23 protein-coding genes and 1 tRNA gene are annotated in these 23080 nt (G+C 61.1%); 9 read left to right on the forward strand and 15 right to left on the reverse strand.

Translation table 11 applies throughout. The annotated features are described in order from the left end of the window. Positions 1–33: 33 nt before the first annotated feature. Positions 34–110: transfer RNA gene (locus D5261_RS32630), tRNA-Asp, on the reverse strand. Positions 111–264: 154 nt separating this feature from the next. Here D5261_RS32630 and D5261_RS32635 point away from each other — a divergent pair. Then, positions 265–1275 carry a Gfo/Idh/MocA family protein gene (locus D5261_RS32635; protein ID WP_119319793.1) on the forward strand — a complete coding sequence of 337 codons (1011 nt, stop codon included), beginning with the start codon at positions 265–267 and terminating at the stop codon, positions 1273–1275. A 35-nt stretch (positions 1276–1310) separates the two neighbouring features. Then, positions 1311–2093, forward strand: coding sequence for a DUF1963 domain-containing protein (locus tag D5261_RS32640; RefSeq protein ID WP_119319794.1), 783 nt, complete (start codon positions 1311–1313; stop codon positions 2091–2093). Positions 2094–2110: 17 nt separating this feature from the next. On the opposite strand, the gene D5261_RS32645 is transcribed toward D5261_RS32640, so the two are convergent. The 13 genes from D5261_RS32645 to rimO form a co-directional block, all read right to left on the reverse strand. After that, positions 2111–2926: an ABC transporter ATP-binding protein gene (locus D5261_RS32645; protein ID WP_119319795.1), complete on the reverse strand. Its 816-nt coding sequence runs from the start codon at positions 2924–2926 to the stop codon at positions 2111–2113. A 106-nt stretch (positions 2927–3032) separates the two neighbouring features. Continuing rightward, positions 3033–3743 (reverse strand): DUF3298 and DUF4163 domain-containing protein, encoded by a 711-nt coding sequence (locus D5261_RS32650; protein WP_119319796.1) that lies wholly within the window; start codon positions 3741–3743, stop codon positions 3033–3035. 25 nt (positions 3744–3768) lie between these two features. Further along, positions 3769–4692 carry an oxygen-dependent tRNA uridine(34) hydroxylase TrhO gene (trhO, locus tag D5261_RS32655; protein WP_218025499.1) on the reverse strand — a complete coding sequence of 308 codons (924 nt, stop codon included), beginning with the start codon at positions 4690–4692 and terminating at the stop codon, positions 3769–3771. Between the two features lie 74 nt (positions 4693–4766). Then, positions 4767–5984: a DUF1444 domain-containing protein gene (locus D5261_RS32660; RefSeq protein ID WP_119319797.1), complete on the reverse strand. Its 1218-nt coding sequence runs from the start codon at positions 5982–5984 to the stop codon at positions 4767–4769. Positions 5985–6017: 33 nt separating this feature from the next. Further along, positions 6018–6512, reverse strand: coding sequence for a SixA phosphatase family protein (locus tag D5261_RS32665; protein ID WP_119319798.1), 495 nt, complete (start codon positions 6510–6512; stop codon positions 6018–6020). A 39-nt stretch (positions 6513–6551) separates the two neighbouring features. After that, on the reverse strand, positions 6552–6860 hold the full coding sequence (locus tag D5261_RS32670; RefSeq protein ID WP_119319799.1) for a putative signal transducing protein: 309 nt from the start codon (positions 6858–6860) through the stop codon (positions 6552–6554). A gap of 27 nt (positions 6861–6887) precedes the next feature. Next, positions 6888–8330 (reverse strand): RNB domain-containing ribonuclease, encoded by a 1443-nt coding sequence (locus tag D5261_RS32675; protein ID WP_119319800.1) that lies wholly within the window; start codon positions 8328–8330, stop codon positions 6888–6890. A 15-nt stretch (positions 8331–8345) separates the two neighbouring features. Further along, complete coding sequence (locus tag D5261_RS32680; protein ID WP_119319801.1) at positions 8346–8627, reverse strand: hypothetical protein; 282 nt, start codon at positions 8625–8627, stop codon at positions 8346–8348. Positions 8628–8640: 13 nt separating this feature from the next. Further along, positions 8641–8802: a hypothetical protein gene (locus tag D5261_RS32685; RefSeq protein WP_165863954.1), complete on the reverse strand. Its 162-nt coding sequence runs from the start codon at positions 8800–8802 to the stop codon at positions 8641–8643. Between the two features lie 377 nt (positions 8803–9179). Continuing rightward, entirely contained in the window at positions 9180–9386 is a 207-nt protein-coding gene (locus D5261_RS32690) for a DUF2283 domain-containing protein (RefSeq protein ID WP_119319802.1), read from the reverse strand. Positions 9387–9541: 155 nt separating this feature from the next. Continuing rightward, positions 9542–10327 (reverse strand): metallophosphoesterase family protein, encoded by a 786-nt coding sequence (locus tag D5261_RS32695; protein ID WP_119319803.1) that lies wholly within the window; start codon positions 10325–10327, stop codon positions 9542–9544. 57 nt (positions 10328–10384) lie between these two features. Next, the gene (locus D5261_RS32700; protein WP_119319804.1) at positions 10385–12286 is read right to left on the reverse strand and encodes a hypothetical protein; all 1902 of its coding nucleotides are present in this window, start codon (positions 12284–12286) and stop codon (positions 10385–10387) included. A 71-nt stretch (positions 12287–12357) separates the two neighbouring features. Continuing rightward, the gene (gene rimO, locus D5261_RS32705) at positions 12358–13683 is read right to left on the reverse strand and encodes a 30S ribosomal protein S12 methylthiotransferase RimO (RefSeq protein WP_119319805.1); all 1326 of its coding nucleotides are present in this window, start codon (positions 13681–13683) and stop codon (positions 12358–12360) included. Between the two features lie 188 nt (positions 13684–13871). Here rimO and D5261_RS32710 point away from each other — a divergent pair, with 188 nt between their 5' ends. Together D5261_RS32710 and D5261_RS32715 are read left to right on the forward strand one after the other, a co-directional pair. Beyond that, the gene (locus D5261_RS32710; protein WP_245992472.1) at positions 13872–14885 is read left to right on the forward strand and encodes an NAD(P)/FAD-dependent oxidoreductase; all 1014 of its coding nucleotides are present in this window, start codon (positions 13872–13874) and stop codon (positions 14883–14885) included. A gap of 126 nt (positions 14886–15011) precedes the next feature. Beyond that, positions 15012–16055: a hypothetical protein gene (locus D5261_RS32715; protein ID WP_119319806.1), complete on the forward strand. Its 1044-nt coding sequence runs from the start codon at positions 15012–15014 to the stop codon at positions 16053–16055. A gap of 29 nt (positions 16056–16084) precedes the next feature. Here D5261_RS32715 and D5261_RS32720 read toward each other — a convergent pair whose 3' ends face one another. Further along, positions 16085–17128, reverse strand: coding sequence for a LacI family DNA-binding transcriptional regulator (locus tag D5261_RS32720; RefSeq protein WP_119319807.1), 1044 nt, complete (start codon positions 17126–17128; stop codon positions 16085–16087). Positions 17129–17377: 249 nt separating this feature from the next. Between D5261_RS32720 and D5261_RS32725 the strand changes: the two genes are divergently transcribed. The 5 genes from D5261_RS32725 to D5261_RS32745 all read left to right on the forward strand — a co-directional run bounded on the left by D5261_RS32725 (position 17378) and on the right by D5261_RS32745 (position 22913). Next, a complete protein-coding gene (locus tag D5261_RS32725; RefSeq protein ID WP_165863955.1) occupies positions 17378–18130 on the forward strand; it encodes a DUF1559 family PulG-like putative transporter in 753 nt (250 codons plus the stop codon). A 169-nt stretch (positions 18131–18299) separates the two neighbouring features. Continuing rightward, entirely contained in the window at positions 18300–19121 is an 822-nt protein-coding gene (locus tag D5261_RS32730; protein ID WP_119319808.1) for a DUF5984 family protein, read from the forward strand. Continuing rightward, positions 19118–19714, forward strand: a complete 597-nt coding sequence (locus tag D5261_RS32735) for a hypothetical protein (protein WP_119319809.1) — start codon at positions 19118–19120, stop codon at positions 19712–19714. Before D5261_RS32730 ends, D5261_RS32735 begins: the two co-directional genes overlap by 4 nt. A gap of 60 nt (positions 19715–19774) precedes the next feature. Next, complete coding sequence (locus D5261_RS32740; protein WP_125205806.1) at positions 19775–20257, forward strand: hypothetical protein; 483 nt, start codon at positions 19775–19777, stop codon at positions 20255–20257. A gap of 142 nt (positions 20258–20399) precedes the next feature. After that, positions 20400–22913 carry an MFS transporter gene (locus D5261_RS32745; RefSeq protein WP_218025500.1) on the forward strand — a complete coding sequence of 838 codons (2514 nt, stop codon included), beginning with the start codon at positions 20400–20402 and terminating at the stop codon, positions 22911–22913. Positions 22914–23080 lie beyond the last annotated feature (167 nt).

Raw genomic sequence — 23080 nt, forward strand, 5'->3', positions numbered from 1 at the left:
AAGCACGCGCTCGATCTTACGGTCGTTTTCTACTGGCGGGGATGACGGGACTTGAACCCGCGGCCTCTGCCTTGACAGGGCAGCGCTCTAACCAATTGAGCTACACCCCCATGGCCTTTTCGCTTTTTCCGCACTTCTCAGTAGCGGGCGAACGAGAACAAGTATACCCGGCGCTTCCCCCGGTGTCAATACCCTATCGCCAATATTTTCTAGAAGCCTTTTCGTATTGACGACCCGCTCCCCTCCTGCCATAATGGTGGCATCATGACAAAACTCACCACCGCCTTCCTGGGCGTCGCCCACATTCACACGCCGGATTTCGTACGCCGTCTCAATGCACGAAGCGGCGAGATCACCGTCAAATATGTTTATGACCGAGAAGCTGAGCGCGGGACGAAAGTCGCGGGCGAAGTGAACGCGCAGTTCGTATCCGATGTGGACACGATTCTGAACGACTCCGAAGTCACCTCCATTATCGTCTGCTCTGAGACGAAATTCCACGAGGATCTCGTAATCCGCGCGGCCAAGGCGGGCAAGGATCTCTTTGTCGAGAAGCCTTTGGGATTCGGGGCGAAAGATTCGCAGGCGATCGCCGCCGCGATCAAGGAGGCGGGAGTTCTGTTCCAAACAGGCTTCTTCCAGCGCAGCAGTCCCATCAACCAGTTTATCAAGCGTGAGATCGAGGCCGGCAACCTGGGCAAGATCACCCGCGTGAGCTACTCCAACTGTCACCAGGCGGCGCTGGACGGCTGGTTCGACACCGACTGGCGTTGGCTCGCCGACAAATCCCTCGCCGGCGGCGGCGCGATGCTGGACCTGGGCGCGCACATGCTGGACCTGATCATAGACACGATCATCCCCAGCGAAGGCGAAGTCACGAACCTCGCGGCGGCGCTCGGCAACAAGGGCGGCCGCTATGGAACGGAGATCGACGAGTTCGGCACGGCGCTCCTCACCTTCGCCTCCGGCGCCACGGCGGTATTCGACGCCAGCTGGATCGATCCCAAACTGCGCTCCGCCTGGGAGATCTATGGAACCGAAGGGCAGATTCAGGTCGCCGGAAATGACGTCCTGTACTTCTCCCAAAAAGTTGAAGGCGCGGACGGCTCCGCCGTCACCGACCTCCCCGAAAACGCGCCGCACGCCTTTGACCTGTGGGTCAACGCCCTCCAGGGCAAAGAACTCGTCGTCCCGCTCGTCAGCGTCGATCAAGCCGCCCTCGGCAGCACACTGATGGAGCGCATCTACATCGCGGCGGGGCGGACGACACGGTAAGCGATCAGGTTCGCAGTTAGGAGGGGTTCTTTCTTATGTACGAAGGTGAGTTCATCCACACGCAACAAAACTTAGACGACCGCAACAGTTGGCTCACCGTCAATGCCGCAGAAGTAGAACCCTTCCTTACTGCCCCGCGTGACTGCACAATTTTTACGTATAGCCGTTCAGAGCCTTCGGATCGGGCGACAACTCGATATGGCGGCTTGCCCTATTGGCCGAAAAACCGTCCGTGGCCCATTTGTTCAGGACATGGACAGCATCAAGCCATGTCGATGCCCTATGTCGGGCAAATCGATTTTCGTCACACTCCAGAACACGACGCCATTCCTGGTGATGTATTGGTGCTGCATTACTGCTTTAAGTGCTCCACCTGGAACAGTCATGAGCGTCACACCGATCCAACCTGCGTTCTAACATGGTTAAGCAATATTCCTGACGAAGACATAATCCAAGCAGACGATTTGCCTGCCTTCAGCAGCTCAGATGTCATTGGCCCTTTCTATGGCGCCCCTTGTATCACAGAAGACTATGAAGCTCCCAGCGAGTCTTACGGCGGAAATATTGCGGGCGAAAGTTATACGTTTCTGCAATTCACTCTGCAAGGGACAAAAATCGGAGGGTATCCGCCTCGCATTCAGGATGATTCTGTTGCGCCTGCACAGAAGTTTTTATGCGCCTTTGGTTCAATCCAACCGGCTGGGCTTGGCGAGACAGGCTATCACGGCGACGTATGTTGGGGGGATATGGGAAGTTTGATTGTTTATGTATCCAACAACCACCCCGGTGTGCTCTCCTGGTCAATTCAAAGCTATTGATCGCAAGCAAGGATAGGTTACACCGCCTCCGCCTCATAGTACTCCCCATTTTTCCTCACTTCCACCCGCGCGCCAAACAGCGCCGACAGATTCTCCGTCGTCAGTATTTCCGCCTTTGGCCCGTCTCGGAAAATCCGGCCGTCTTGCATTAAGATCACGCGCTGGATTTCCGGTAGGATCTCCGTAATGTGATGCGTGACCAGGATCAGGGTTTTGCCCTGGGCGGCAATTCGGCGCAGGGTTTCCAGAAAACGGCGGCTGGCGACGAGGTCGAGGCCCGTGGTCGGCTCATCCATCAGCAGGGCGCGGGGGTCTCGGACCAGGGCGCGGGCAATAAGAACGCGGCGGGCTTCGCCGGTGGACATCTGCTCCATGGGCTTTTGCGCCAGATGCTCCCCTTCCACCCACCTCAAGGCCGTGCGCGCCGCCGCGTGCATGTCGGGGGTGACGGTATGGTGGCTCGCCAACCCCTGGCTGGCGAAGAAGCCGGAGATGACGGCGTCGTAGCCGATCAGTTCGCTGTCGGTCGTGAAGGCCAGGTGGACGTCGGCGGAAACGATCCCGAGCAGCGCGCGCAGGTCGAAGACGTTCCAGCGGTCCTGGCCGAACAGGCTGATCGATGGGCGATTGTCCGGGTGCGCCAGGGCGTAGTGCTGGCGCGTGATGAGTTTGATCAGCGTGGATTTACCGGATCCGTTCGGGCCGACAATGGCCGTATGTTCGCCCTCGGCGATCTCCAGCGAAAGCGCGTCCAAAATGTGGCGGCCGTTCCGCGACACCGTAGCCTCGTCGATCTTCAGCAGAGGAGCGCCGGATTTTGTGATTTCGTTCATCGGGTCTCCTGAATGGGATGCGTTTCTTTTGTGACGTGTTCGATAATCCCGCCAAGGAGGGTTTCGGCAGCGGCGCCTCGGGAGAAGACGGGTAGTTTGTCCCAGCTTAGCGCGCGAGCAGCAAACTGCGTTTGAAGTCTGGACCGAGCTCGGCGAGGGTGAGTTTGATATCGACGGGGCCTTGCGCGTAAGCGGCGACTTCGTAGGGATCGAACCAGAAGCGCAGACCGTCCGGCTCCACGACAAAGCGATTGAGCTGGGTGGGTGAGAGCTGGACAACTTCGCCGATAAAGTCCGCGCGCGAATCGTGATGGAGCTTGTCCATCAATTTTGTCTCGACCTGCTTGCGGTAATCGGAGCCGTTCGTGAAGAAGTCCTTGAGAAACATGCGCTGGGGCTTACCGTCCACCTCGGCAAAGTTGTACATCACGCGATAGGAATTGCCGTGGGCGCCGTCCGTGTACTCATAAAACTCCATGCCGACGCTGTAAAGGCGCGGAAACCAGTAGCGCTGATACATCGGGCTGGCGTCGAAACCATAGGGGTTTCGGGGCGGTTCTTTAGCCGTCTCCTGAAGCGCCATGCGCACAAACGCCTGCTGCTGCTTTCGCACATCGGCGGCGATCGTGCGGTTCGCCAGCTCCGCCAGCGGCGTGTTGCTTCGCAGGACCGGATATTTGCACGTCGCCTCATAACGCTTGGCGCGCGACGCATGAATCGTGCGCAGTTTCGTCGGCGCCTGCGCGGTGGCGGCGGCCACGCAGGACAGCACGGCGACTGCGGCAGTCAAAGAAGCGAGACGATGGGATGTGATCATGCGGTTTCTCACGCGAAACGGGCGGTTACTTGGCGGCGCGTTTTTGCGCGAGTTCGATCTGCCGCTGGCGCTCGGTGGCGCGGCGGCGCTTTTGCTCCGTCAGGCCGTCGTGGCAGTGCGGACAGCAAATGCCTTCTTCGTACTTCTCCGAAAGCTTGTCATCCGCCGTAATCGCGCCGCCGCAGCCGAAGCAGCGGATCAAATCGCCGGGCTGCAATGCATGGTCGACCGCGACACGCTCGTCGAAGACGAAACACTCGCCGCGCCAGCGGCTCTCCTCCGCCGGAACCGTCTCCAGATACTTGAGGATGCCGCCCTGCAAATGGTAGACCTCCGGGAAGCCCTGGTCGATCATATAGGCCGACGCCTTTTCGCATCGGATCCCGCCGGTGCAGTACATCGCGATCTTTGTGTGGCGCTCCGGGTCGAGGTTGGCGCGGACGAATTCGGGGAAATCGCGGAACGTCCGCGTGTTCGGATCCACCGCGCCCTCGAACGTCCCGACCGCGACTTCGTAATCGTTGCGGGTATCGATCAACAGCACGCTGGGATCGGCGATCAGATCGTTCCATTCCTCGGCGGGCACGTAAACCCCGACCTGACGGATCGAGCCGGCGCCGGGATCGCCCAGCCCCATGATCTCCCGCTTCAGGCGCACTTTCATGCGGGCGAAGGGAATGGTCTGGGAGTAGGACTCTTTGTGCTCCAGATCGGCAAACGGGCCGAGCGAACGCAGGCGCGCAAGCACCGCCTCCACGCCCGCGCGCGGGCCGGCGATCGTGCCGTTGACGCCTTCGGGGGCCAGGAGGATCGTCCCGCGCACGCCGCCGGCGTCACAGACGGCGCGCAGCGGCTCGCGAAGCTCGGCGAACTCGGGGAAAGGAATAAATTTGTAGAAGGCGGCCACGAGATATTGAGACGCGGCGGCTTCCTCGGATTGCATGTTCATACCAAGAGACATGATACCCGACACCGCCGATTACGTCAGCGGCTGCGGGCGATTACGTCAGCGGCTGCGGGCGATTACGTCAGCGGCTGCGGGGCGATTTCCGCAAGCTGGGCGGGAGTGGGGAAACCGCGCACACGAAAACGCGGCGGGTAGAGGTCCTGCGCTTCGAACAGATCGCCGGCGACGGCGGCGACACGCTCCCAGGGCGCCGCGCCGAGCAGGACGATGCCGCCGGCGGGGTCACGCTCGCTCAGCAGGATCTGATCCGCGCGGGGCAGCAGACTATCGACATCCCGCGCCCAGGAGGCCGAGGCCGTGACGACGCCCGTTTTTTTATCCCGGTACGCCATGTACTCGGCGACGAAGATATCGGTGTTGTCCTTCGCATGCAGGGCGTTGAGGGAATTGGCCTGCTGCTGATAGTACTGCGCGAGCGCCTGGGCCGAAAGCAGCTTCAGCAGCGCATGGGCCGGATGCTCCGGCGGCGGCAGGTACGCTTCCCAGCGCGCTCCGAGCTGAAAGGCGAAGCCGGACATCGGGCGAGGTTTCTGAAGCACGTCCTGCGCGTACTTCGCCATTGCGACCAGCCCCTCAGGATCCTCGCTTCCGGTGACGATCAGCACATCGCGGCTCGGGACCATCGCGACATGGCGTCCCTTCACGGCCAATGACGGAACGATCTCGGGCAATGGAAGGCGTGACGCGTCGTAGTTATCACGCCACTCGGAGAGATAGAGACCAGAGCGCAGCGTTTTGAATCGGGAAGGACCGTCCGAAAGAAGATTTTGCGCGCCGAGCGACAGCGCCTCCTCGAAGGTCATCCCCCACTCCGCCAATTGATCGCGGCTGACCGAACGAATCGCCTGCGGCAGATCGTAGACGACCTCGACCGTGAGATGGTCGCCCAGGACGCGATACGGAGTGTCCATGGCCTGCGCGCCGCCAACGCGGTTTTCCAGCTTGAGATGCTCGAAGATGATCCGCTCCCGGACGCGCGCGCGCAGGTTCGCGCGGGCGTCGTCAGGCGAAATCGTCCCCACTGAGTCCAGGCTCGCGTAGAGGCGGGCGAAGCGCTCGATGACGCCGCGCCGGTTCCAGGGGAGAGCGGCCCGGTACTCGTCGTAGGCGTTCACCAGATACATGACCGCGACGCCGTCGCCGGGCGGCTTCAGGCAAAACCGATCCGAGTCGTACACCAGCGAATCCGAGTGGCCGGCCGCTTTCGCGGCGGCCATCATCAGCGCGGCGAAATCGTCTCCGCTCGCCGGTGGGAAAAGTTTACCGAACGCCATTCCTTTGGTTCACGCGCCCGACGGCGCCGCCCTTCACGCGATATTCTGCGCTAAGTATATCCCAATCAAGCGCCCGCTTGCTGGAATCACGTTCAGCCAATCGTTGACATCGAACTCCAGATGCGCCAGCGTGGCGGTCGGCATATGCACGGCCGCGCCTCCAGGCAGCGCCAGCAGGTCCGCCAGCTCCTCAAAACCCGGATTGTGGCCCACCATCAGCACCCGCGACTTTTCCGCCGGAAGCGTGTTCACCACGAGCAGCAGCGTTCCCACGGTCGCCTCATAGATTGACGACGCCGTCACGATCTCTTCCGTGTATCCGGAAGCGCTCGCGGCGATCTGCGCCGTACGCCGGGCGCGACGAGCCCCCGACGTCACAACGCAATCCGGACGCCCGCCAAGAGCCGTCAGATGCCGCCCGATCTTTCGAATGTCGGCTTCCCCGCGCTCGGTCAGATCGCGATCCGCATCTCCGCCCGGCGCATGCGCCTCCGCTTTTCCATGCCGCAGAAGAAACAACGTTTTCATGAGTCTCTCTTTCGGTGCAGATCCTCTTCACAGATTTCTTTACGCAGGCCGATCGTGGCCGCAGTTCCAGCAGGACGTAAATTGCCCTTCGACTTCTTCCCCACATTGCGGGCAGGTCCAATCCGGAGCTTCCGTCGGAGTCTTCCCGCGCGCAATGATCCGCGCGGCCTCGGGCGCATCCGACTCGTTCACGACCCAGACTTCCGGCCAGATATCGGCGAAGCCCGCCATGTTGGTCTGACCGCGAATAAACTCGTGGTTCAGGCGCGTCGCGATGCCCTGGCTTTCCAGCTCGCCGCGAACGACTTCCACGTCCATGATATAGGGAGAGGTGAATACTTTGATCATTGGTATCTCGGTCGTCCGTCTGAAGGGTCACACACGTTCGAAGTCGATAAATCCCTGTTCCGGATCGACATTTGTCAGGCGGACGTGAACTCGGTCGCCGACGTCGAGTCCGCGTTCACCGTGCATGATGCGGCCTTCGACGGGCGGCGCGACGAGACGGACATAGGTCCCCTGCGCTTTGACGCCGGTAACGATCGCCGTAAATGTCTCGCCGATTCGGCCGTGCAGCAGTACGGCGGCGGCGGATTTGCGCAGGATCCGCTCCACGCGCTGCGCCGCGCTCGCGCGCTCGTTGCAGTGAGCCGCGATTGCGGTCAGCTCGTCGAGCGAGTAGGGACAGGGCGCGTCGATGCACGCGGCTTTGAGAAGACGCTGGGTCACCAGATCGATATAGCGCCGGTTGGGCGCCGTCGAGTGCGTGTAGCCGTACACGGCGAGGCCGAAGTGCTCGCCCAGGTCGCCGCCCGCCGGGACCACGGTGTACTCACCCGGACCAAGCAGCTTGACGACGCTCAGGCACAGGTCGGGGAAATGGTCGGGATCGGCGGCTTTGCGGCGGGTGAGAAACCCGGAAAGCGCCACCGCGTCCGGCTCCGCCGGGAGCGCCTCGCCGAGCGGGCGCGCCAGCTCCACGATGCGCTCCCAGCGCGCCGGCCGGCGCACGATGCGCTGGATGGATGGAAACGAATGGGATTGGAGAAACCCGGAAACGGCCGTGTTCGCCGCCACCATGAAGTTCTCAATCAAATAGCGCGCATGGCCGCGCGGAGTCACCGCCAGATCGACCACGCGGCCGTTCTCAAGCACCGGACGAGCCTCGATGGTGTCGAACTCCAGAGCGCCCGCCGACAGGCGCACTTTGCGCAGATGCATCGAAACAGCGTCCTGCGTGCGCAGCTGCGCCGCCAATCCCGGCGTCGCCGCAATGGCTTCCGGGACAAGCGGGGCGCCTTCCAGCCAGGCGCCGACGGAATCGTAGGACAGCTTGGCGCGGCTGCGCACCCAGGCGCGGTAAATCCCGCTTTCCAGCACGTTGCCGTCGGGACCGACATGCAGCTCCGTCACCATCGCGAGGCGGTCCTGGCCGTCCCACAGCGAAGTCGCTCCCTCGGAGAGATCGCGCGGAAGCATGGGAAAGTTCTCGACGCCCGTGTAAACGGTCGTCGTGCGCTCGGCCGCCGCCCGGTCCAGCGGCGAACCGAGCGGCGCGAACGCGTCCACATCCGCGATGCCGACCATCAGCCGCACGCTCCCGTCGGACTGCGCCTCCGCGACCTCCACCTGGTCCAGATCCCGCGAATCCGGATTGTCGATTGACGACCAGAGCAGGCCGCGCAGGTCTCGCGCCCCGTCGTCATCCACCGAAGCGGGATGCTGCGCCTGTTCCAGGGTGGCGGGCGCAAATTCGATCGGGAACCCGGCGCCGAGCATTGCGCGCCGGGCGGCGGCGTGGAGGTCAAACGTGGACATGAAAAGTACTTTCTTTCAGGAGGCTTCGTTCAATATACCCACGTATGTGACCTGTCCCTGATGATATGTCATATTCCAGTACGGATAAGAGATGATCTGCTCCATCGTCATCGGACCGAACGGCGTTTGCAGCTCCAGCGCCAGCTCTTCGTCGGATACGCCCTCGATGGCCGCCAGCAGTCCCGGCAGGTTCTCGGAGAGCGTGGCGCTCGCCGTCGCCCAGTCTTTGGCGATCGCGGCTTTTTCTTCGCCATACTGCTGAAACGACGTCAGCGGCCAATCGCGAGCCGTGACCACCGTGGTCGTGTACTTATTCAGCAGCGCACTCGGCGACCTGATCGACCATGGTTCGGCCTTTGTCCAGCGGGCTCCAGGCGCGGCTGCCTTCGGGCGCTCCCTGACCGGCGGCGATCAGATCCTGTGCGGCCTTCTCGGTAAGTCCGACGATATATTCCTGAACAGATTTCGGCATAGAGTAGTCTCCTTTGCGGATTACGCAGCGTGAGGGCGCCGGGGCGAAGACAGCAGCAGCCGGCGAAAGAACGGAAGATCTTCGAGAGGAGTAATACGACGTGGAGAGGGGCGCGTCCTGCGTCAATTGCAGTCCTGGGCGTGACCGATGATTGTTACGCACCCGTCCCACGACTGAAGCAGTGGGACGGGAGATGCAGTCTTTATGCCTGGCTCCGGCGTGAAGCCGAATCAAGTGCGGTCAAATTGGGTAGAACTAGGGCGAACGGTTCGCAGGATCGTTTCATCGGGAGGCGAGATCGTATTTGAAAACGTTTGGCAGAACGTTCTCGGAGAGCGGATCTCGTCTCCCAACACTCACATGGCTCGCGCCAGCGGTCAGACTGCCGATGTCTCGGCGAGCTCCAGCCGGTGCGGCCACGCGACATGCTTCGAAGCCTCCAAAATCTCCAGCCCAATGAGCCGGCGGCCGCCGTCGTAATAGAGGATCAGGCCGTTCGGGCGATTCTCCGTGGCCTTGACGGGCGTGTCGCAAAAGAAAATGCTCACGGTATCCGAATTCGCATTGTGTGTAATTTTAGTCATATTGCTCTGTTATTCTTGGGGTGCGTTAAGAATAGCCATCCTCAGCTCGGGTGTGAGAGACGGCAAGACGCCATTGGCGAGCCAGGTAACGCGCGCCGTTGTCTTATATGAGCAATATCGCTGGTCTGAGGGGAAAAGTTGGGCGTAGACGAATTCTAAGATTCGTCTTCGGAGGCAGCGGCGGCCTCGGGCTTCGGCTTGCGGCGCAGCGAGCGCTTGGGCTTCGCCTTGCGCAGCCGAAACGCCTCGATCTTGCCGTGGTGATTGACCTGGTAGTAGGTGAATTCCGGCACGCCGTCGATCTCTTCTTCCGGATCGAAGGCCGCCATCGTCAGCTTTCCGTCGGGGAGGAAGGCGCCGGTGTCGATGCCGATCTTGTTCGCCATGACGAGCGGCTGGAGCGTCGGGATAATCGTGTGGCCGAAGACGACGATGGCGCCGAAGTCCTGCTCGCTTTCGATAAACTCGTCGCGAATCCACAGGCGCGGCTCGCGCGGCATCTCGGGAGCGTCGTGCGGGGGAATGCCGGCGTGGACAAAATGATATCGCCCAGCGGGATATTCCAGCAGGGTTCCGGCGATCAGGTCGCGGTCGGCTTCCGGAAGCTGGCTGAACCATTCGGGCGAATGGATAATGCCATAGCTGGCGAGCGTCTCCCAGCCCCCATTAAAAAGCCAGAGGCTTTCTTCTTCGGGATCGAATCGCGCCGTCAGCAGCATATCTTCATGATTGCCGCGTAAGAAGACAACACGCTCTTCGCCATGATGCGCGCGGAACTGGTGCAGCAGCTCAAAGACGCCGCGACTATCCGGCCCGCGATCGACATAGTCGCCCATAAAGACGACCGTATCCTCTGGAGCCAGTAAGTTCTGGATCAGATAGTTAAGCGCCGTGGCGAGCATCTCCGCCTGCCCATGAATGTCCCCGATCGCATAAATCATGATGAGAGTGTTGAGTAGCGCGCAACGGCGGCCGCGCGGCCGCCGTTGCGCGCGAGGCTACTTGAGGATGAACTCAACCTTACGCTTGTCGAAGCCTTCCGGCTCTTTCTTCGAATCGAATGTCCAGCGGTTCGCGCGCTCCGAGAACGCGGTGTAGCCGCTCAAGATGCTTGCGAGCAGCCGGCGCGGCGTGCGGCGGACGATGTTGACTTCCGTCAGCAGCGCCAGGAACGACGCGCCCTTGTGGTGGTGCTCCAGGATGGTGCGGACGATATCGTAGGTGGAGACCGGGCCGCCCTCGACTTCCGAACGATAGTCGGTCAGCACGGAGAAGCGCTCGGCGTTCACATAGACATCCTTGTCGGTCTCGTTGCCGAAGCCGAAGATGAACTCGGCGGGATCATCCGTTTTCTCCAGCGTGAAGACCGCTCCGGAGTCGGCGGCGATGTCGGCGTAGACGTCGAACAGGCCGTACACGAGCTGCACATCGTAGTCCACGTAGACCGGGTACGCCGCGCCCGAGGCGTCGCGCAGGGTCACTTCGACGATGTTCGGCTCGGCGGGGAAGAACCCGCGCGGGACCTGCGCCAGCGGGAAGGTGCCGATCTCTTTGTGATGCGACTTGAGCACGAGGCGCAGCGACTTCGATTCGGCGGAGACGCCGTCGGGCCACAGCGTGACCTCGCCGTCTTCCTGATCGTTGACATCCTGCGCCAGCGGATCCAGGATCGCATCCTGAAGGCCGCGGTCAAACGCGTCGTCGGCCAGCGACTGGTCGAGGATCTCGCCATCGGCGGTCTCGAAGCGCGGCAGGACCGGGAAGGTCAGGGATTCCGGAACCTGTCCCAGGTACGGCGGCAGGGTGTCCGGCGCATGGAAGCGGCTGGTGCCGACCCAGATGAAGTCCTCGGCCTGCGTGCGCAGATACTCGGTGAGCGTGACGATATCGGCGTCGAACGTCTTGGATCCGGGCAGGACCTCGAAGACATTCTCCAGCAGCTCCTGCGCGGTGACGACTTCGTCGCGGTCCGCGAAGTAGCGCTGCAGCTCGGCCAGATCGCCTTCGGTGACGGACAGCGGCGCGGCGGGCTCGTCGCTGACTTCCGGGGCCAGGTCCTCGGCGCTTTCGCCGACGGTCGCGGCCAGCGCGGTCCACTCAGCGCGCACGTCTTCCAGAGCGGTCGCGGAGACCCAGCGATGGTCCGGAAGCGCGATAAACAGATCCGGGCTGCGGAACATCGCGTCGTAGAGCGCGGGGCCGTCGAAATCATCGTCGCCCAGGGCTTTCCAGGCGTAGTACTGAACGATCCGATTGTCCACGGGAGCGCCTTCGGCGGAATCCACAAGCACGCTGGCGGAGCCGACGGGATCGCTTTCCCAGTCCAGGCCCTCGGCGGCGGCGGCGAACGCGGCGACGCTATCCTTGGTCAGATAGTTATAGAAGAGGACGTCGGCTTCTTTCGGGCTTTCGATATCCAGAAGCCAGGCGCTAAGGCCGTACGAATCCTCGCCGCCGGCGAAGTAGGCGCTTCCCCGGAAAAGGCGCGGCGCGACCTGGTCGAAGTGCTCGTGGACGCGGCCGTAGATGTGTCCCAGCTCGGTGGCGGCTTCGAGGACCGGCATCGGCTGGCCGTAGATCCCGACGATCTCCTCCAGCGTGCGGACCACGGGGCGCTGCTTATCGAGGTAGCGCTGCGTGACGTCCCAGCGGCGATCCACCGCGACAAAGCGGCGCGGGTTCGTCTCCAGCGTGTGCCGGACCAGACCGGTGGTGATCGCCTCATCGCCGATCTCCCGGACCAGTTCGCTGATGCGGGCCGGCTCGCCCAGGGCGACCAGGCCCTGATGCAGCCGAGCGATCAGCAGTTCATTGGCAAGATTCGCCTTGGGATCGGCGTCTGTTTGAGCGCCGGACTTCTTGCCGGTCGGCTTCTTTTCTGCGGTCTTCGTGGTCGCCATGCGTTCTCCTCGAGATGATTGACAAATAGTGAATACGGCGCCCCGGCGCGCCCAGACTTACGGGTGAAAGACTATACGGCGGCGGCGCAAAGGTCGTAGGGCAGCGCTTCGGTGACCCGCGCGCGCACCACGGTTCCCGGCGCGGCGTCCGTTCCCGCGACCATTACCTCGCCGTCGATTTCCGGCGCATCGCGGAACGAGCGCCCCACGGCAGCCTCTCCGCGTCGGCCTTCAATCAGGACATCCAGCTCGCGGCCCACCCAGCGATTGTTTCGCTCCAGGCTGATCGGCTGCTGGATCGCCATCAAGGCGTCCTTGCGGCGGCGCATGACGTCGTCGGGAATAGGATCGGCCATCTCATGCGCCGGCGTTCCCTCTTCCGACGAGAAGGTGAACACGCCGACACGGTCGAACCGCACATCACGCACGAACTGCGCCAGGTTCTCGAACTGCTCTTCGGTTTCACCGGGAAAGCCAACCAAAAACGTGGTGCGCAGCGTCAGATCCGGGATCGCTTCGCGCATCCGGTCGAACAAGCGCCGATACTGATCGACATTGCCGCCGCGCTTCATCTTATTGAGCATGGCGTCGTCGCCGTGCTGGAGCGGCATATCGATATAGGGAATGACCTGCGGCAGGCTGTTGATCGCCTCGATCAGCGCGGGCCGCACCATCGTCGGATAGCAGTACAGTAGGCGCAGCCACAGGATGCCCGGAACCGCCGAAAGCTTTTCGAGAAGCTCGGGCAGCGCAAGGCGACCGTAAAGGTCCATGCCGTACGCCGTGGTGTCCTGGGCGACCAGATTTAACTCGACCGCTCCCGACGCCGCCAGCTGCGTCGCTTCCTGAACAAGCCGTTCAATCGGCTTGGAGCGATGCTTGCCGCGAATGCCGGGAATCGCGCAGAACGTACAGGTATGGTCGCAGCCTTCGGAAACTTTCAGGTAAGCGGTCCAGGGAGAGCCCGAAGCGCGCAGCCGGACGGGGGGAACCAGCGGGTACTTGTCGGCGACCGCCATGACAAGGTTCTTCTGGCCGGGACGCGGGCCAAAAACGACGTTGCCGACGGCGGGGGCGCTTTCGATTCCCAGAAACGCATCGACTTCCGGGATTTCCTTCGCCAGCTCCGCGCCGTAGCGCTGCGCGAGGCATCCGGTCACAATCACGCGGGACAGCTTGCCGCGCTTTTTCAGCCGCACGGCGTCCAGGATCGCATTGATGCTTTCTTCCTTGGCGCTCTCGATGAATCCGCAGGTGTTGACGATCAGGACATCCGCGTCCTGCTTATCTCCCACGAACTGCACATCGCCTTCTCCGGCGAGCGCGCCCAGCATCTCCTCGCCATCCACCTGATTTTTGGCGCAGCCCAGCTGCACCAGACCGACTTTGGTTGTCAAAAGATCATTACTCCGGCGCTCAGCGAATCGCCGGCGCACACAAAAACACCGCGATAGTTTACCCGGAAAGACAGAGCAGTGTCAAATCGCGATAAGCGCTTTCCTTGACAAAAACCTTGCGGGCGCCCCATAATAACGGGGCTAAAGTACAGTATTTCAAGAAATCATTTGCAAAGTGGGGAGTTACCTTGGCGGAAAACGCGATCAATCCAGAAGAAATTTTTGACATAGCGATTATTGGCTCCGGACCGGTTGGCCTCTATGCGGCTTACTACGCGGGCCTTCGCGGCATGAAGACGAAGATCATAGACAGCCTCCCCGAAGTCGGCGGCCAGCTTTCGGCGCTGTATCCGGAGAAGTACATCTTCGACGTCGCCGGCTACGCCAAGGTGTACGCCCGCGACCTCGTCGCCAACCTGAACGAGCAGGCGATCCAGTACGATCCGACCCTGGCGCTCGACCAGAAGGTCACCAAACTGATTCCCGGCGACGTGATCACGCTGGAGACTGACAAGGGCCAGACGCACTACGCCAAGTCCGTCATCATCGCGGCTGGCGTCGGCGCGTTCATGCCCCGCAAGATGGATGTCCCGGGACTCGCCGAGCTTGAAGGACGCGGCCTGCACTACTTCGTCAGCGACAAGGGTTCGCTCGCCGGCAAGAAGCTCGTGATCGTCGGCGGCGGTGACAGCGCCTTCGACTGGTCGATCAACCTGCACGAGAACGCCGTCAGCGTCACCCAGATCCACCGCTCGGACAAGTTCAAGGCGCACGAAGACACGATCGAAAAGGTGAAGTCGCTTCCGATCGACCTGCGCACCTTCCATGAGCTGAAGGAAGTCCACGGCGAAGAGCATGTCGAGGCCGTCACCATCTTCGACAACCGCACCAAGGAAGAGTTCAAGCTGGAGTGTGAAGCGCTGCTGCTGAACCTCGGCTTCCTGACGAACCTTGGCCCGATCAAGGAATGGGGGCTGGAGATCGAGAAGAACTCCATCTTCGTCAACTCGCGCATGGAAACGAACATCGCTGGCGTCTACGCCGCCGGCGACATCTGCACCTACGACGGCAAGCTCAAACTGATCGCCACCGGCTTCGGCGAAGCCGCCATCGCCGTCAACCACGCCAAGGGTTTCGTCGACCCCACCGCGAAGGTCAACCCCGGCCACTCCTCGGACCAGGCCGACAAGCCCAAGCACTAAGCTTTCGTGAAATAGTGACAAAACGAAACAGCGCCTTCCCGATTGGGGAGGCGCTGTTTTGCTTTCCTCACAGTTGTGGGGCTCCATGTTATAATGAGATAGTTTTGACCACGGATGGGGGCTTACATGAAGATTCTCACAAATGCGCCAAAGACGATCGCAGCCATTCGGCTTGCCATCGGCGCCTTTGCCGTCGCCGCGACGATGACGATGTCGTCTTGCGGCGGGGTTGGGCCGTCGTCAATCGCGGCGGGGCCGTCCGCGTCCGATACGACCGGAGTCATGGAAGATGCGGCGATTGCGAGCGTCACGGGGACGCCGGACCTTGGCGCTGGGGCCAGCCTGCATGGCAAGCAAGTCTTCCCGACCAACAACGCCTGGAATACGGCAATTGATACGGCGCCGGTCGATCCGAACTCGAATACGCTCATCGCATCCATCGGCGCGGCGACGCATATTCATCCGGATTTTGGCAGTAACGCCTCGTATGGCATTCCTTATGTCGTCGTCAGCGGAACGCAGGCGAAAGTCCCGGTCTCATTTGTTTACGCCAGCGAGAGCGACAAAGGCCCCTACCCGATTCCCGCGAACGCGCCGATCGAAGGCGGCTCCGACGGCCATGTTCTGGTCATTGACCGCGACCACTGGCTGCTCTACGAAATGTTCTCCGCCAATCGCCCCGCCGGCGGCAAGGGCTGGACGGCGGGCGCGGGCGCGATCTGGAATTTGAATACGAACGCGACACGGCCAGCCGGATGGACCAGCGCCGACGCCGCCGGGCTTCCCATCTTCCCCGGGCTGGTCCGCCGCGATGAGGTGACCGCCGGTGTTATCAAACACGCCATTCGATTCACCTGCGTCCATACGCGCCACGCCTACACCGCCCCCGCAAGTCACTTCGCGAGCAGCCTGACCGGCGCACAGTATCCCCCCATGGGCATGCGCGTCCGCCTGAAAGCAAGCGTCAACATCTCTGGTTACCCCGCTGGGGCCAAAGTGGTTCTCACCGCCATGAAGAAGTACGGCATGATCCTCGCCGACAACGGCAGCAACTGGTACTTCCAGGGGATGACCGACACCCATTGGAACGACAATGACATGAACACGCTCAAGCAGCTCAAGGGAAGCGATTTTGAGGTCGTCAAGATGGGGACGATCGTCACCAGATAGTCGCGGTTTAAGCCGTCAACTCAGGGTTATCAAACCCCGGGCCGCCCTCGATTTGGGGCGCTCACCGATGAACGGATAATAACCTCGCCGCGCAGCAGCGCTTTTTCGCCGGGCGTCGCGCCGTTTCTCATTTGCGCCATGATGACATCCACCGCACGCTGACCGATCATGCGCAGCGGGTGATGGATCGTGGTAAGTGGCGGGCTGGAGGCGGCGCCTTCGGGATTGTTGTTGATCCCGATGATGGAGATGTCGTCCGGGACTTTTAATCCAAACTCGTGGATCGCCTGCATCACGCCAAAGGCGATCCAGTCGTCGCCGCACACGATCGCGGTGGGCAAGCTTGCCGGATCGCCGGTGAGCAGTTCGCGCATGCGCCGGTATCCCGTGGCGGCGTTATATCTGCCGGGAAAGATCGAGCGCTCGTCGATCTCAATGCCCCATTCCGCAAGCGCCAGGCGATACCCCTGCTCGCGGCCCGAACTGCTCAGAAAGCTCGTATCCCCGCTAAAGAGCGCAATTTTCCGATGTCCCGCTTCCAGCAGATAGTTGGCCGCGTCATGCCCGGCGCCGACATTGTCCAGATCGACAACCGTAAGGGAAGGCTCCATGTGGCTCTCGCCGACGCACACGAAGGGGATGTGCGTTTTGTGAAACGAGACGAGTAATTCGTCCGGCAGAGTGGGAAGCATCAGGATCAGACCGTCGCAGCGTCCGTCGAAATACCGGACGGCGTTTTCGTACGCTTGCTCCCAGGTGTCCTCGGTCATAATCAGCGTGCTCTGACCGTAAGTCTTAGACGCTTCGAAGATTCCATCCAGGATCGGTCCGAAGTACCGATCCGACGCCAGCGCGCTCCAGTTGCAGTCAGCCATCAAAACGCCGATGATGTCCGTGTACCGGCGCGCCGCGCCGCGGCTATTGCTGCCCGGCCGATAGCCCATCTCCTCGACCATGCGAAGAATACGCTCCTGGGTCTCCGGACTGGCCGCGCCGCGCCGCTTATTTAACACGGACGAAACCGTCATCGCCGAAACGCCGCACGCCTTTGCAATATCCCTGATGGTCGCCACAGAAAGTCCTTTTGCCAGCCGCCGCCATCGTCGCAAGGCGATTGAAAGCCATTTGTAAACTTACAAACATGGTAGCATGGGACGTTCCGAATGTCAACCGGGAGCCGAGAAGAAAGTGGTCTCAAAAAAACGCTTGACAGACAGTAGCGACAGTGATATAATTTTATTATAAACTTAACGTAAGCTTACAAACCACTCTTATTGTCCAATCAATCATCTCTCATGGGAGATTTCGAAGAAGGAATAATCATGAATCCGAATGTGAAATCAAAGACCGGCTTTACTCTCATTGAGCTCCTCGTCGTTATCGCCATCATCGCAATCCTTGCGGCGATTCTCTTTCCGGTGTTTGCGAAAGCGCGGGAAAAGGCGCGCCAGATCAGCTGCGTCAGCAACCTCAAGCAGATCGGCCTCGGGATCACGCAGTACGTACAGGACTACGACGAGACGTACCCTGTCTGCCGGCTTGGCGACGCCAGCAGCACGCCATGGCATTCGCTCATTATGCCCTACGTCAAGAGTACGGGCGTCTTCAAGTGCCCGGATGATTCGGATTCGACGTTCGTCAGCGGCACCAACAACACCATCCCCACCAGCTATGTGGCGTCTCACGGCGGCTTCAATAACAGCTACCTTTACGGCGGCCCCGGCCCGATCAACCCCGACGCCAGTATTTGGTGGGCTACGCCTCACTTCGACGGGCAGATCGCTATATCCGCCGTTCAGTCGGTGGCCCAGGTGATCGAGGTGGGAGAAGTCAAGAGCCGGACCGATCCGGAGTTCTGGGACGACGCCAACGATTCGCAATTCATCAACCACTCCACCCTCACGAACTTCCTGTTCTGTGACGGCCATGTGAAATCGATGCATCCCACGGACACCGGAAAAACCGTCAACATGTGGAACATCAACAACGTCACCAACATCGGCGACTCGCAGCCTGGCCCGGCCAGCAGCGGCCTGATGGCGCTGCTCCAGCAGGAACAGCAGAAAATGCAGTGACGCGCCGCTAACCTTCCACGACTACGCAAAAATCGCCTTCCCCATCGGGCAGGCGATTTTTGTGTTTACGCCTATCGTCTCAACAGGCATCACTCCCTTTGCGACATTTCCTGCTATCCTTTACCAAACATCGCGCCGTCATCGATAGCGATGTCAAGGACGCGCCCACATGCTCTTCAATTTTCGCCTCAAACCCACCGACAAGATTGCTCCCTGGAGTACTCCCAGCCGAAACAATTCTCTCAGCCTTCATTGGTTCGGCCTGACGGACGGCTGGTTTTGGATCGACATCGGCGGCCAGCAGCCCTTTCGCTATTCGCAGGAAATCCTCAATCACTGGGCGCAAGAGCCGCAAGCCACGATCTCACCATTGCCATTTGACGACTATCAGGTCACGCGATATTGGGAAGATCTGCTGGAACTGGTCCCCTCAATTCTCGATCCACTTCCCAGCGACTTAGCCACGCGAGTATCCGACGCCGACGCATGGGGCCAATGGCGAGAACGCGCGGCTGAATGGCGTGAGACATCCGAGGACGAAACTTCCTGGGAGACTTACGAGACGGCGCTGCAATGGTGGTTCAGCCGTACCTGGAGCAATGGTCATCTTCGCATCCCGCCCAAGATTTGGCTATGGTCAACCGACGATCAAGTGCATATCCGCTGGGATTGCCGTGACATCTTGCAGGATGGAGTTCTCGTTTGGGACGCAAAACATGGCGAAGTCGCCATGCCTAAGAGAGACTTCATTCACGAGGTTCAGTCGTTCGGCGCACGCTTGATCGACACGATGGCGACGCGCGTTGACGAGATCAAGAAGCATTGGGCGCGCCCTGAAATCGCAATCGATATCCACTCTTTAGAGCAAGAACAAGATTATCGCGCGACGATTTGTGAGAACGCGCTTGGCCGCATCCATAGAGACTACGAATGGGACGACGTGCGCGCGGCGATAGCGCGTATGGAAGCGGAAATCGAATATCTTAAATGACGCACTACATTATTTTCCAGCGCACATTCGCCCATTGCATCACGGAACTCATCCAGGCCCCATCTCTCACGGAGGCGCTGGCGGCGTACGCCGTCAAAGAATGCGGCGCTAAAATCTGTGATGACGACTCCCTCATCGATACGACGGGAATAATTTATCCGCATTCCTTAGCGATGATCGAATCGAAGCGCAAAGCAGACCGAAAATATGATGAGCTACAGCTAGACGCCTCAGGAGGAGAACTCATCAATCACTCCAGTTGGGAAATACGAGAACTGCCGTCTGAAGCCTGGAACGCGCCGAGCGCAGATATATTTTGCAGCGCAAATCCGGACGAAGTCTCTGGATACATCCGTCTATGCCGCACGGAGTTTCGAAAGCAGTATCCAAGGTCACGCGCCCGCGCCTTCGTTTGGCATCTCGTGGACGGTCCGCTTGTGACATTTTATCAGGCGAGAGACCGGGATTACCGTCGCCCGATCAAAACTCTAAAACGCTATTTGATACCCTGGAGCCAATGGCCGGATGTGCAGGAATACCAAGGGCCCCATCAAGATATCGTCGATCAGATGCACGTGCGGTTTCCGTTTTAGCGCCAATGTTCCACAAAAGGCTAAGAGTTGGGAATAACGTGCTCGTAGGGACTTCAAGGTATGAGCATCACTTATTCACGGAATATTTTGCTGATGGTCGGGGAGCTGCATCGGCGTGGGTATCAGCGGCTGCGGATTTCGCCGGGAATGTCGGCGTCAGGGGCGCATTGGCGGTGCGCGGTGACGCCGGTGTTGAATGTTTTGGCGGCGAATGGGGCCATGGCGGCGGACTGGAATTTGGCGGCGGTGTATTCCAGCAGTTCGCAGGGGCGGTATTTTCAGTGGGACGATGCGGAACACTGCGATGCGGGCGGGTTGGCCCGGCTGTTTATCGCTCGATTTTCGGAGATATGCGAGGCCGGTTACGGGGCGGATTGGCTGTACGCCGGCTGGTATCTGGAGATGCTCCACCGGACCTATCCCGATTCGCTTCCCATTGCCTATCGTGATGACGAGGTGATGGACGGATCTCTCCGGGCAACGGGCGGCGACATTGTCATACCGCCGCCGCCTCCGGGTATGCGCTCGGGCGGATCTTCATGAACTTTGGAAATTTCGCGGCGCGTTTCGACTTGTAAGACGAGTCGCTATGCCATAATCACCTCGACGTACAAACCCATCACTTTACCTCTACCCATCACACTTTAGGGCGAACTTTGTCCTGCGAACGACTGGAGACACGGCTATGCTGCGACTTGCGCTGTTGTTGATGGGGACGGATTTCGTGCGAAGGCGGTGGCGCGCGCTGTCGGTATTCGGCGCGATTTCACTGGTGCTCGGAGTCGCGTTGTTTATCGACGCCCTGGATGGCGTCATCTATTTCCCACTCAGAGCTTTTGGATTCGTCATGCTGCTGGAAGCGGCGGTGACGCTGGCGATCGTTCCCAAAGGGAGCCGGACGATGCGGGCGCTGCGGTATGTCAAGGCGCTGCTTTCGGTGATCGTCGCGCTTTTGATTATCGGGCGCCAGCACCGTTTTGACATGGCGCTGGCGATCCTCTTTGGAGTGATCTTTACGCTGGACGGAGGACTGCGCATCGCGTCGGCGGCAGTCGTGCGCTTCCATGGCTGGCGGATGGCCGTCGGCGCCGGCGTGCTGGAGCTGCTGTTCGCGATCTTCCTTTTCGAGCCGCTGCCGACCTATTACGCCGGAACGGCGGAGTACTGCATCGGCGTTTGGCTGTTCCTTGCCGGATGGAGCATGCTGCGGCTCGCGCTGCGGCTCCGAGTGATCCCCGCCGGCGCGTCCGTGGCGCATCTGCTCAATCGCGGCAACGACGGACTGCCGCCCGTTTACCCCTTCGCGGATTCCGACACACCCGCTCCGCTTCCCCTGACAGTGCATGTCTGGACGGCTGCGGGGACTGCCGACAAGCCGCTGCGGCAGCCGGTCGTGGATCGTTACATCGCCGCCGTGGACGCGCAGGGCGTGGTCTCCACCGGCCATGCGGCGCTGGAGGCGCCGCCGGATCTCTACATCAGCCATTACCCTGCCGTCGAGATCGAGCACGATCCGGACGAATTTATGCGGATCCTGCGGGCGACGGACGAGAACAATGTTGAGGGGCTCTTTCAGCCAAGCTATCCCGAGGAAGCCGCCGGATGGTGCGAATCGACGCGCAAAATCGTCTTTTCCGAGTACGATTCCGTGCGGCTGCGCGCCTTTTGGGCCGACTACAGCCGCGACAACACCTACAACTTGACCTACCGAAACTGCTCCAGCACCGTGGTGCTGGCGCTGGAAACGGCGCTGGAGGGGGTCGCGGGGAAGAAGTGGGGCCGCAACTGGGCGACATTCGCGCGCGTTCTGCTCACGCCGGAACTGTGGGTCGCGGGGGAGATGTCCAAGCGCGGCGAGACGATGGCCTGGACCCCGGGGCTGGCGCTGGATTTTGTGCGCGCCATGCACACGATCGTCCATCCGCCAAACGACATTCCAACGTCGCTGACGCAAATGCTGCTGGAGCGGAGTGAACAGGTCCGCCGCTTGCGCGATCGCCATAACAATCCGAGCGCGGAGCCGATGGAGACCGCCGAAACGGTCGATCTGGAGCTGGCGACGCCGCCGAACGGCAGGCGTCTCGCCTCCTCCGCCGCCGTGATCGCCGTCGCCGCGATCTTCGGGCTTTCGTACGGATTGACGTCGCCGCTGATCGCTTCGAATTTAGAGTCGCGGGGCGGCAGCGCGCTCTTGATCGGCTTGAATGCGGCGATGCATGCGCTGGGGGTGCTGCTGATCGCGCCGTTTCTGCCGCGATTGACGGCGCGCTTCGGCGCGCGGGCGCTGATCGTGACGGCGCTCGCCCTCAGCGCGTCGGTCCTGACGATCTTTCCGCACGTTTCCTGGATCTGGCTCTGGTTTCCCATGCGTCTGCTGCTGGGGATCGCCGCTGAAACTTTGTTTGTACTCTCGGAAACATGGACCAACGATCTGAGCGATGCGCGCTCGCGCGGCCAGATGATGGCGATCTACACCGCCGCCCTGTCCATCGGCTTCGCCGGCGGACCGGCGATCGTGTCGCTGGCCGGCCCCGGACGGATCGCGTATATGATCGGCGCGGCCCTCGCCGCGCTCGCCGCGATTCCCATCCTGCTGCCATGGGTGCTGCCGCCGGCGCGGACACAGGCAGAAATCACCCAGCCCTGGCGATACCTTCAGCTTGCCCCCATCGCCATTGCGACCACGCTGCTGAACGCTGGTGTGGAGACGGCCGGTCTTTCCTTCATCGCGCTTTACGCCATGCACAACGGCTGGACCGAACGCTCCGGCCTGCGCCTGGTCTCCGTCCTGATGTTCGGCGCCGTCCTCTTGCAGCTTCCCATCGGATGGCTGGCCGATAAGGTCAACCCGCGCCGCCTCGCCCTGGCGCTCGCGATCCTTTCCACTCTCGGCGCGCTGCTCTGGCCCTTAACCTTGAGCACGGCCTGGATCGCTTACACGATGGCGTTTGTCTGGGGAGGCGTGTTCGTGGGGATCTACACGGTGATGCTGACAATTGTCGGCAGCCGGTTCCGAGGCGGCGATCTGGTGGGAGTTTACGCGATCATGAGCGTCGCCTGGGGCATCGGCGCGCTCGTCGGCCCGTTCCTCGTCGGCTCCGCCATGAGCGTCAGCCCAAAATACGGCTTCCCCTACGCCGTCGCGCTCGGCTGCGCCCTATTCGCGGGATTTATGGCGGTAAAGAGGACGGAGACGTGACAACCCGCCCCCCGGCGGTTCGGCCGCCCCCTCCCTGGCAAACCCACCCCGGCGCCGTTGCAAACCTGCCTCCGGGGCAAACCCACCCCCGGCCTTCGGCCGCCCCCTCCCGCCGACGGGAAGGGTTTGTAGGATTGCCTCTTACGAGAGTCGTCTACGATAACACA

The organism is Capsulimonas corticalis, assembly GCF_003574315.2.
Classification (GTDB): domain Bacteria; phylum Armatimonadota; class Armatimonadia; order Armatimonadales; family Capsulimonadaceae; genus Capsulimonas; species Capsulimonas corticalis.

Excerpts from the sequence above, each read along its gene's own strand:
- D5261_RS32635 (WP_119319793.1), top strand. The coding sequence starts at position 265 with ATGACAAAACTCACCACCGCCTTCCTGGGCGTCGCCCACATTCACACG.
- D5261_RS32640 (WP_119319794.1), top strand. The coding sequence starts at position 1,311 with ATGTACGAAGGTGAGTTCATCCACACGCAACAAAACTTAGACGACCGC.
- D5261_RS32645 (WP_119319795.1), bottom strand. The coding sequence starts at position 2,926 with ATGAACGAAATCACAAAATCCGGCGCTCCTCTGCTGAAGATCGACGAG.
- D5261_RS32650 (WP_119319796.1), bottom strand. The coding sequence starts at position 3,743 with ATGATCACATCCCATCGTCTCGCTTCTTTGACTGCCGCAGTCGCCGTG.
- trhO (WP_218025499.1), bottom strand. The coding sequence starts at position 4,692 with ATGAACATGCAATCCGAGGAAGCCGCCGCGTCTCAATATCTCGTGGCC.
- D5261_RS32660 (WP_119319797.1), bottom strand. The coding sequence starts at position 5,984 with ATGGCGTTCGGTAAACTTTTCCCACCGGCGAGCGGAGACGATTTCGCC.
- D5261_RS32665 (WP_119319798.1), bottom strand. The coding sequence starts at position 6,512 with ATGAAAACGTTGTTTCTTCTGCGGCATGGAAAAGCGGAGGCGCATGCG.
- D5261_RS32670 (WP_119319799.1), bottom strand. The coding sequence starts at position 6,860 with ATGATCAAAGTATTCACCTCTCCCTATATCATGGACGTGGAAGTCGTT.
- D5261_RS32675 (WP_119319800.1), bottom strand. The coding sequence starts at position 8,330 with ATGTCCACGTTTGACCTCCACGCCGCCGCCCGGCGCGCAATGCTCGGC.
- D5261_RS32685 (WP_165863954.1), bottom strand. The coding sequence starts at position 8,802 with ATGCCGAAATCTGTTCAGGAATATATCGTCGGACTTACCGAGAAGGCC.
- D5261_RS32690 (WP_119319802.1), bottom strand. The coding sequence starts at position 9,386 with ATGACTAAAATTACACACAATGCGAATTCGGATACCGTGAGCATTTTC.
- D5261_RS32695 (WP_119319803.1), bottom strand. The coding sequence starts at position 10,327 with ATGATTTATGCGATCGGGGACATTCATGGGCAGGCGGAGATGCTCGCC.
- D5261_RS32700 (WP_119319804.1), bottom strand. The coding sequence starts at position 12,286 with ATGGCGACCACGAAGACCGCAGAAAAGAAGCCGACCGGCAAGAAGTCC.
- D5261_RS32715 (WP_119319806.1), top strand. The coding sequence starts at position 15,012 with ATGAAGATTCTCACAAATGCGCCAAAGACGATCGCAGCCATTCGGCTT.
- D5261_RS32725 (WP_165863955.1), top strand. The coding sequence starts at position 17,378 with ATGAATCCGAATGTGAAATCAAAGACCGGCTTTACTCTCATTGAGCTC.
- D5261_RS32730 (WP_119319808.1), top strand. The coding sequence starts at position 18,300 with ATGCTCTTCAATTTTCGCCTCAAACCCACCGACAAGATTGCTCCCTGG.
- D5261_RS32735 (WP_119319809.1), top strand. The coding sequence starts at position 19,118 with ATGACGCACTACATTATTTTCCAGCGCACATTCGCCCATTGCATCACG.
- D5261_RS32740 (WP_125205806.1), top strand. The coding sequence starts at position 19,775 with ATGAGCATCACTTATTCACGGAATATTTTGCTGATGGTCGGGGAGCTG.
- D5261_RS32745 (WP_218025500.1), top strand. The coding sequence starts at position 20,400 with ATGCTGCGACTTGCGCTGTTGTTGATGGGGACGGATTTCGTGCGAAGG.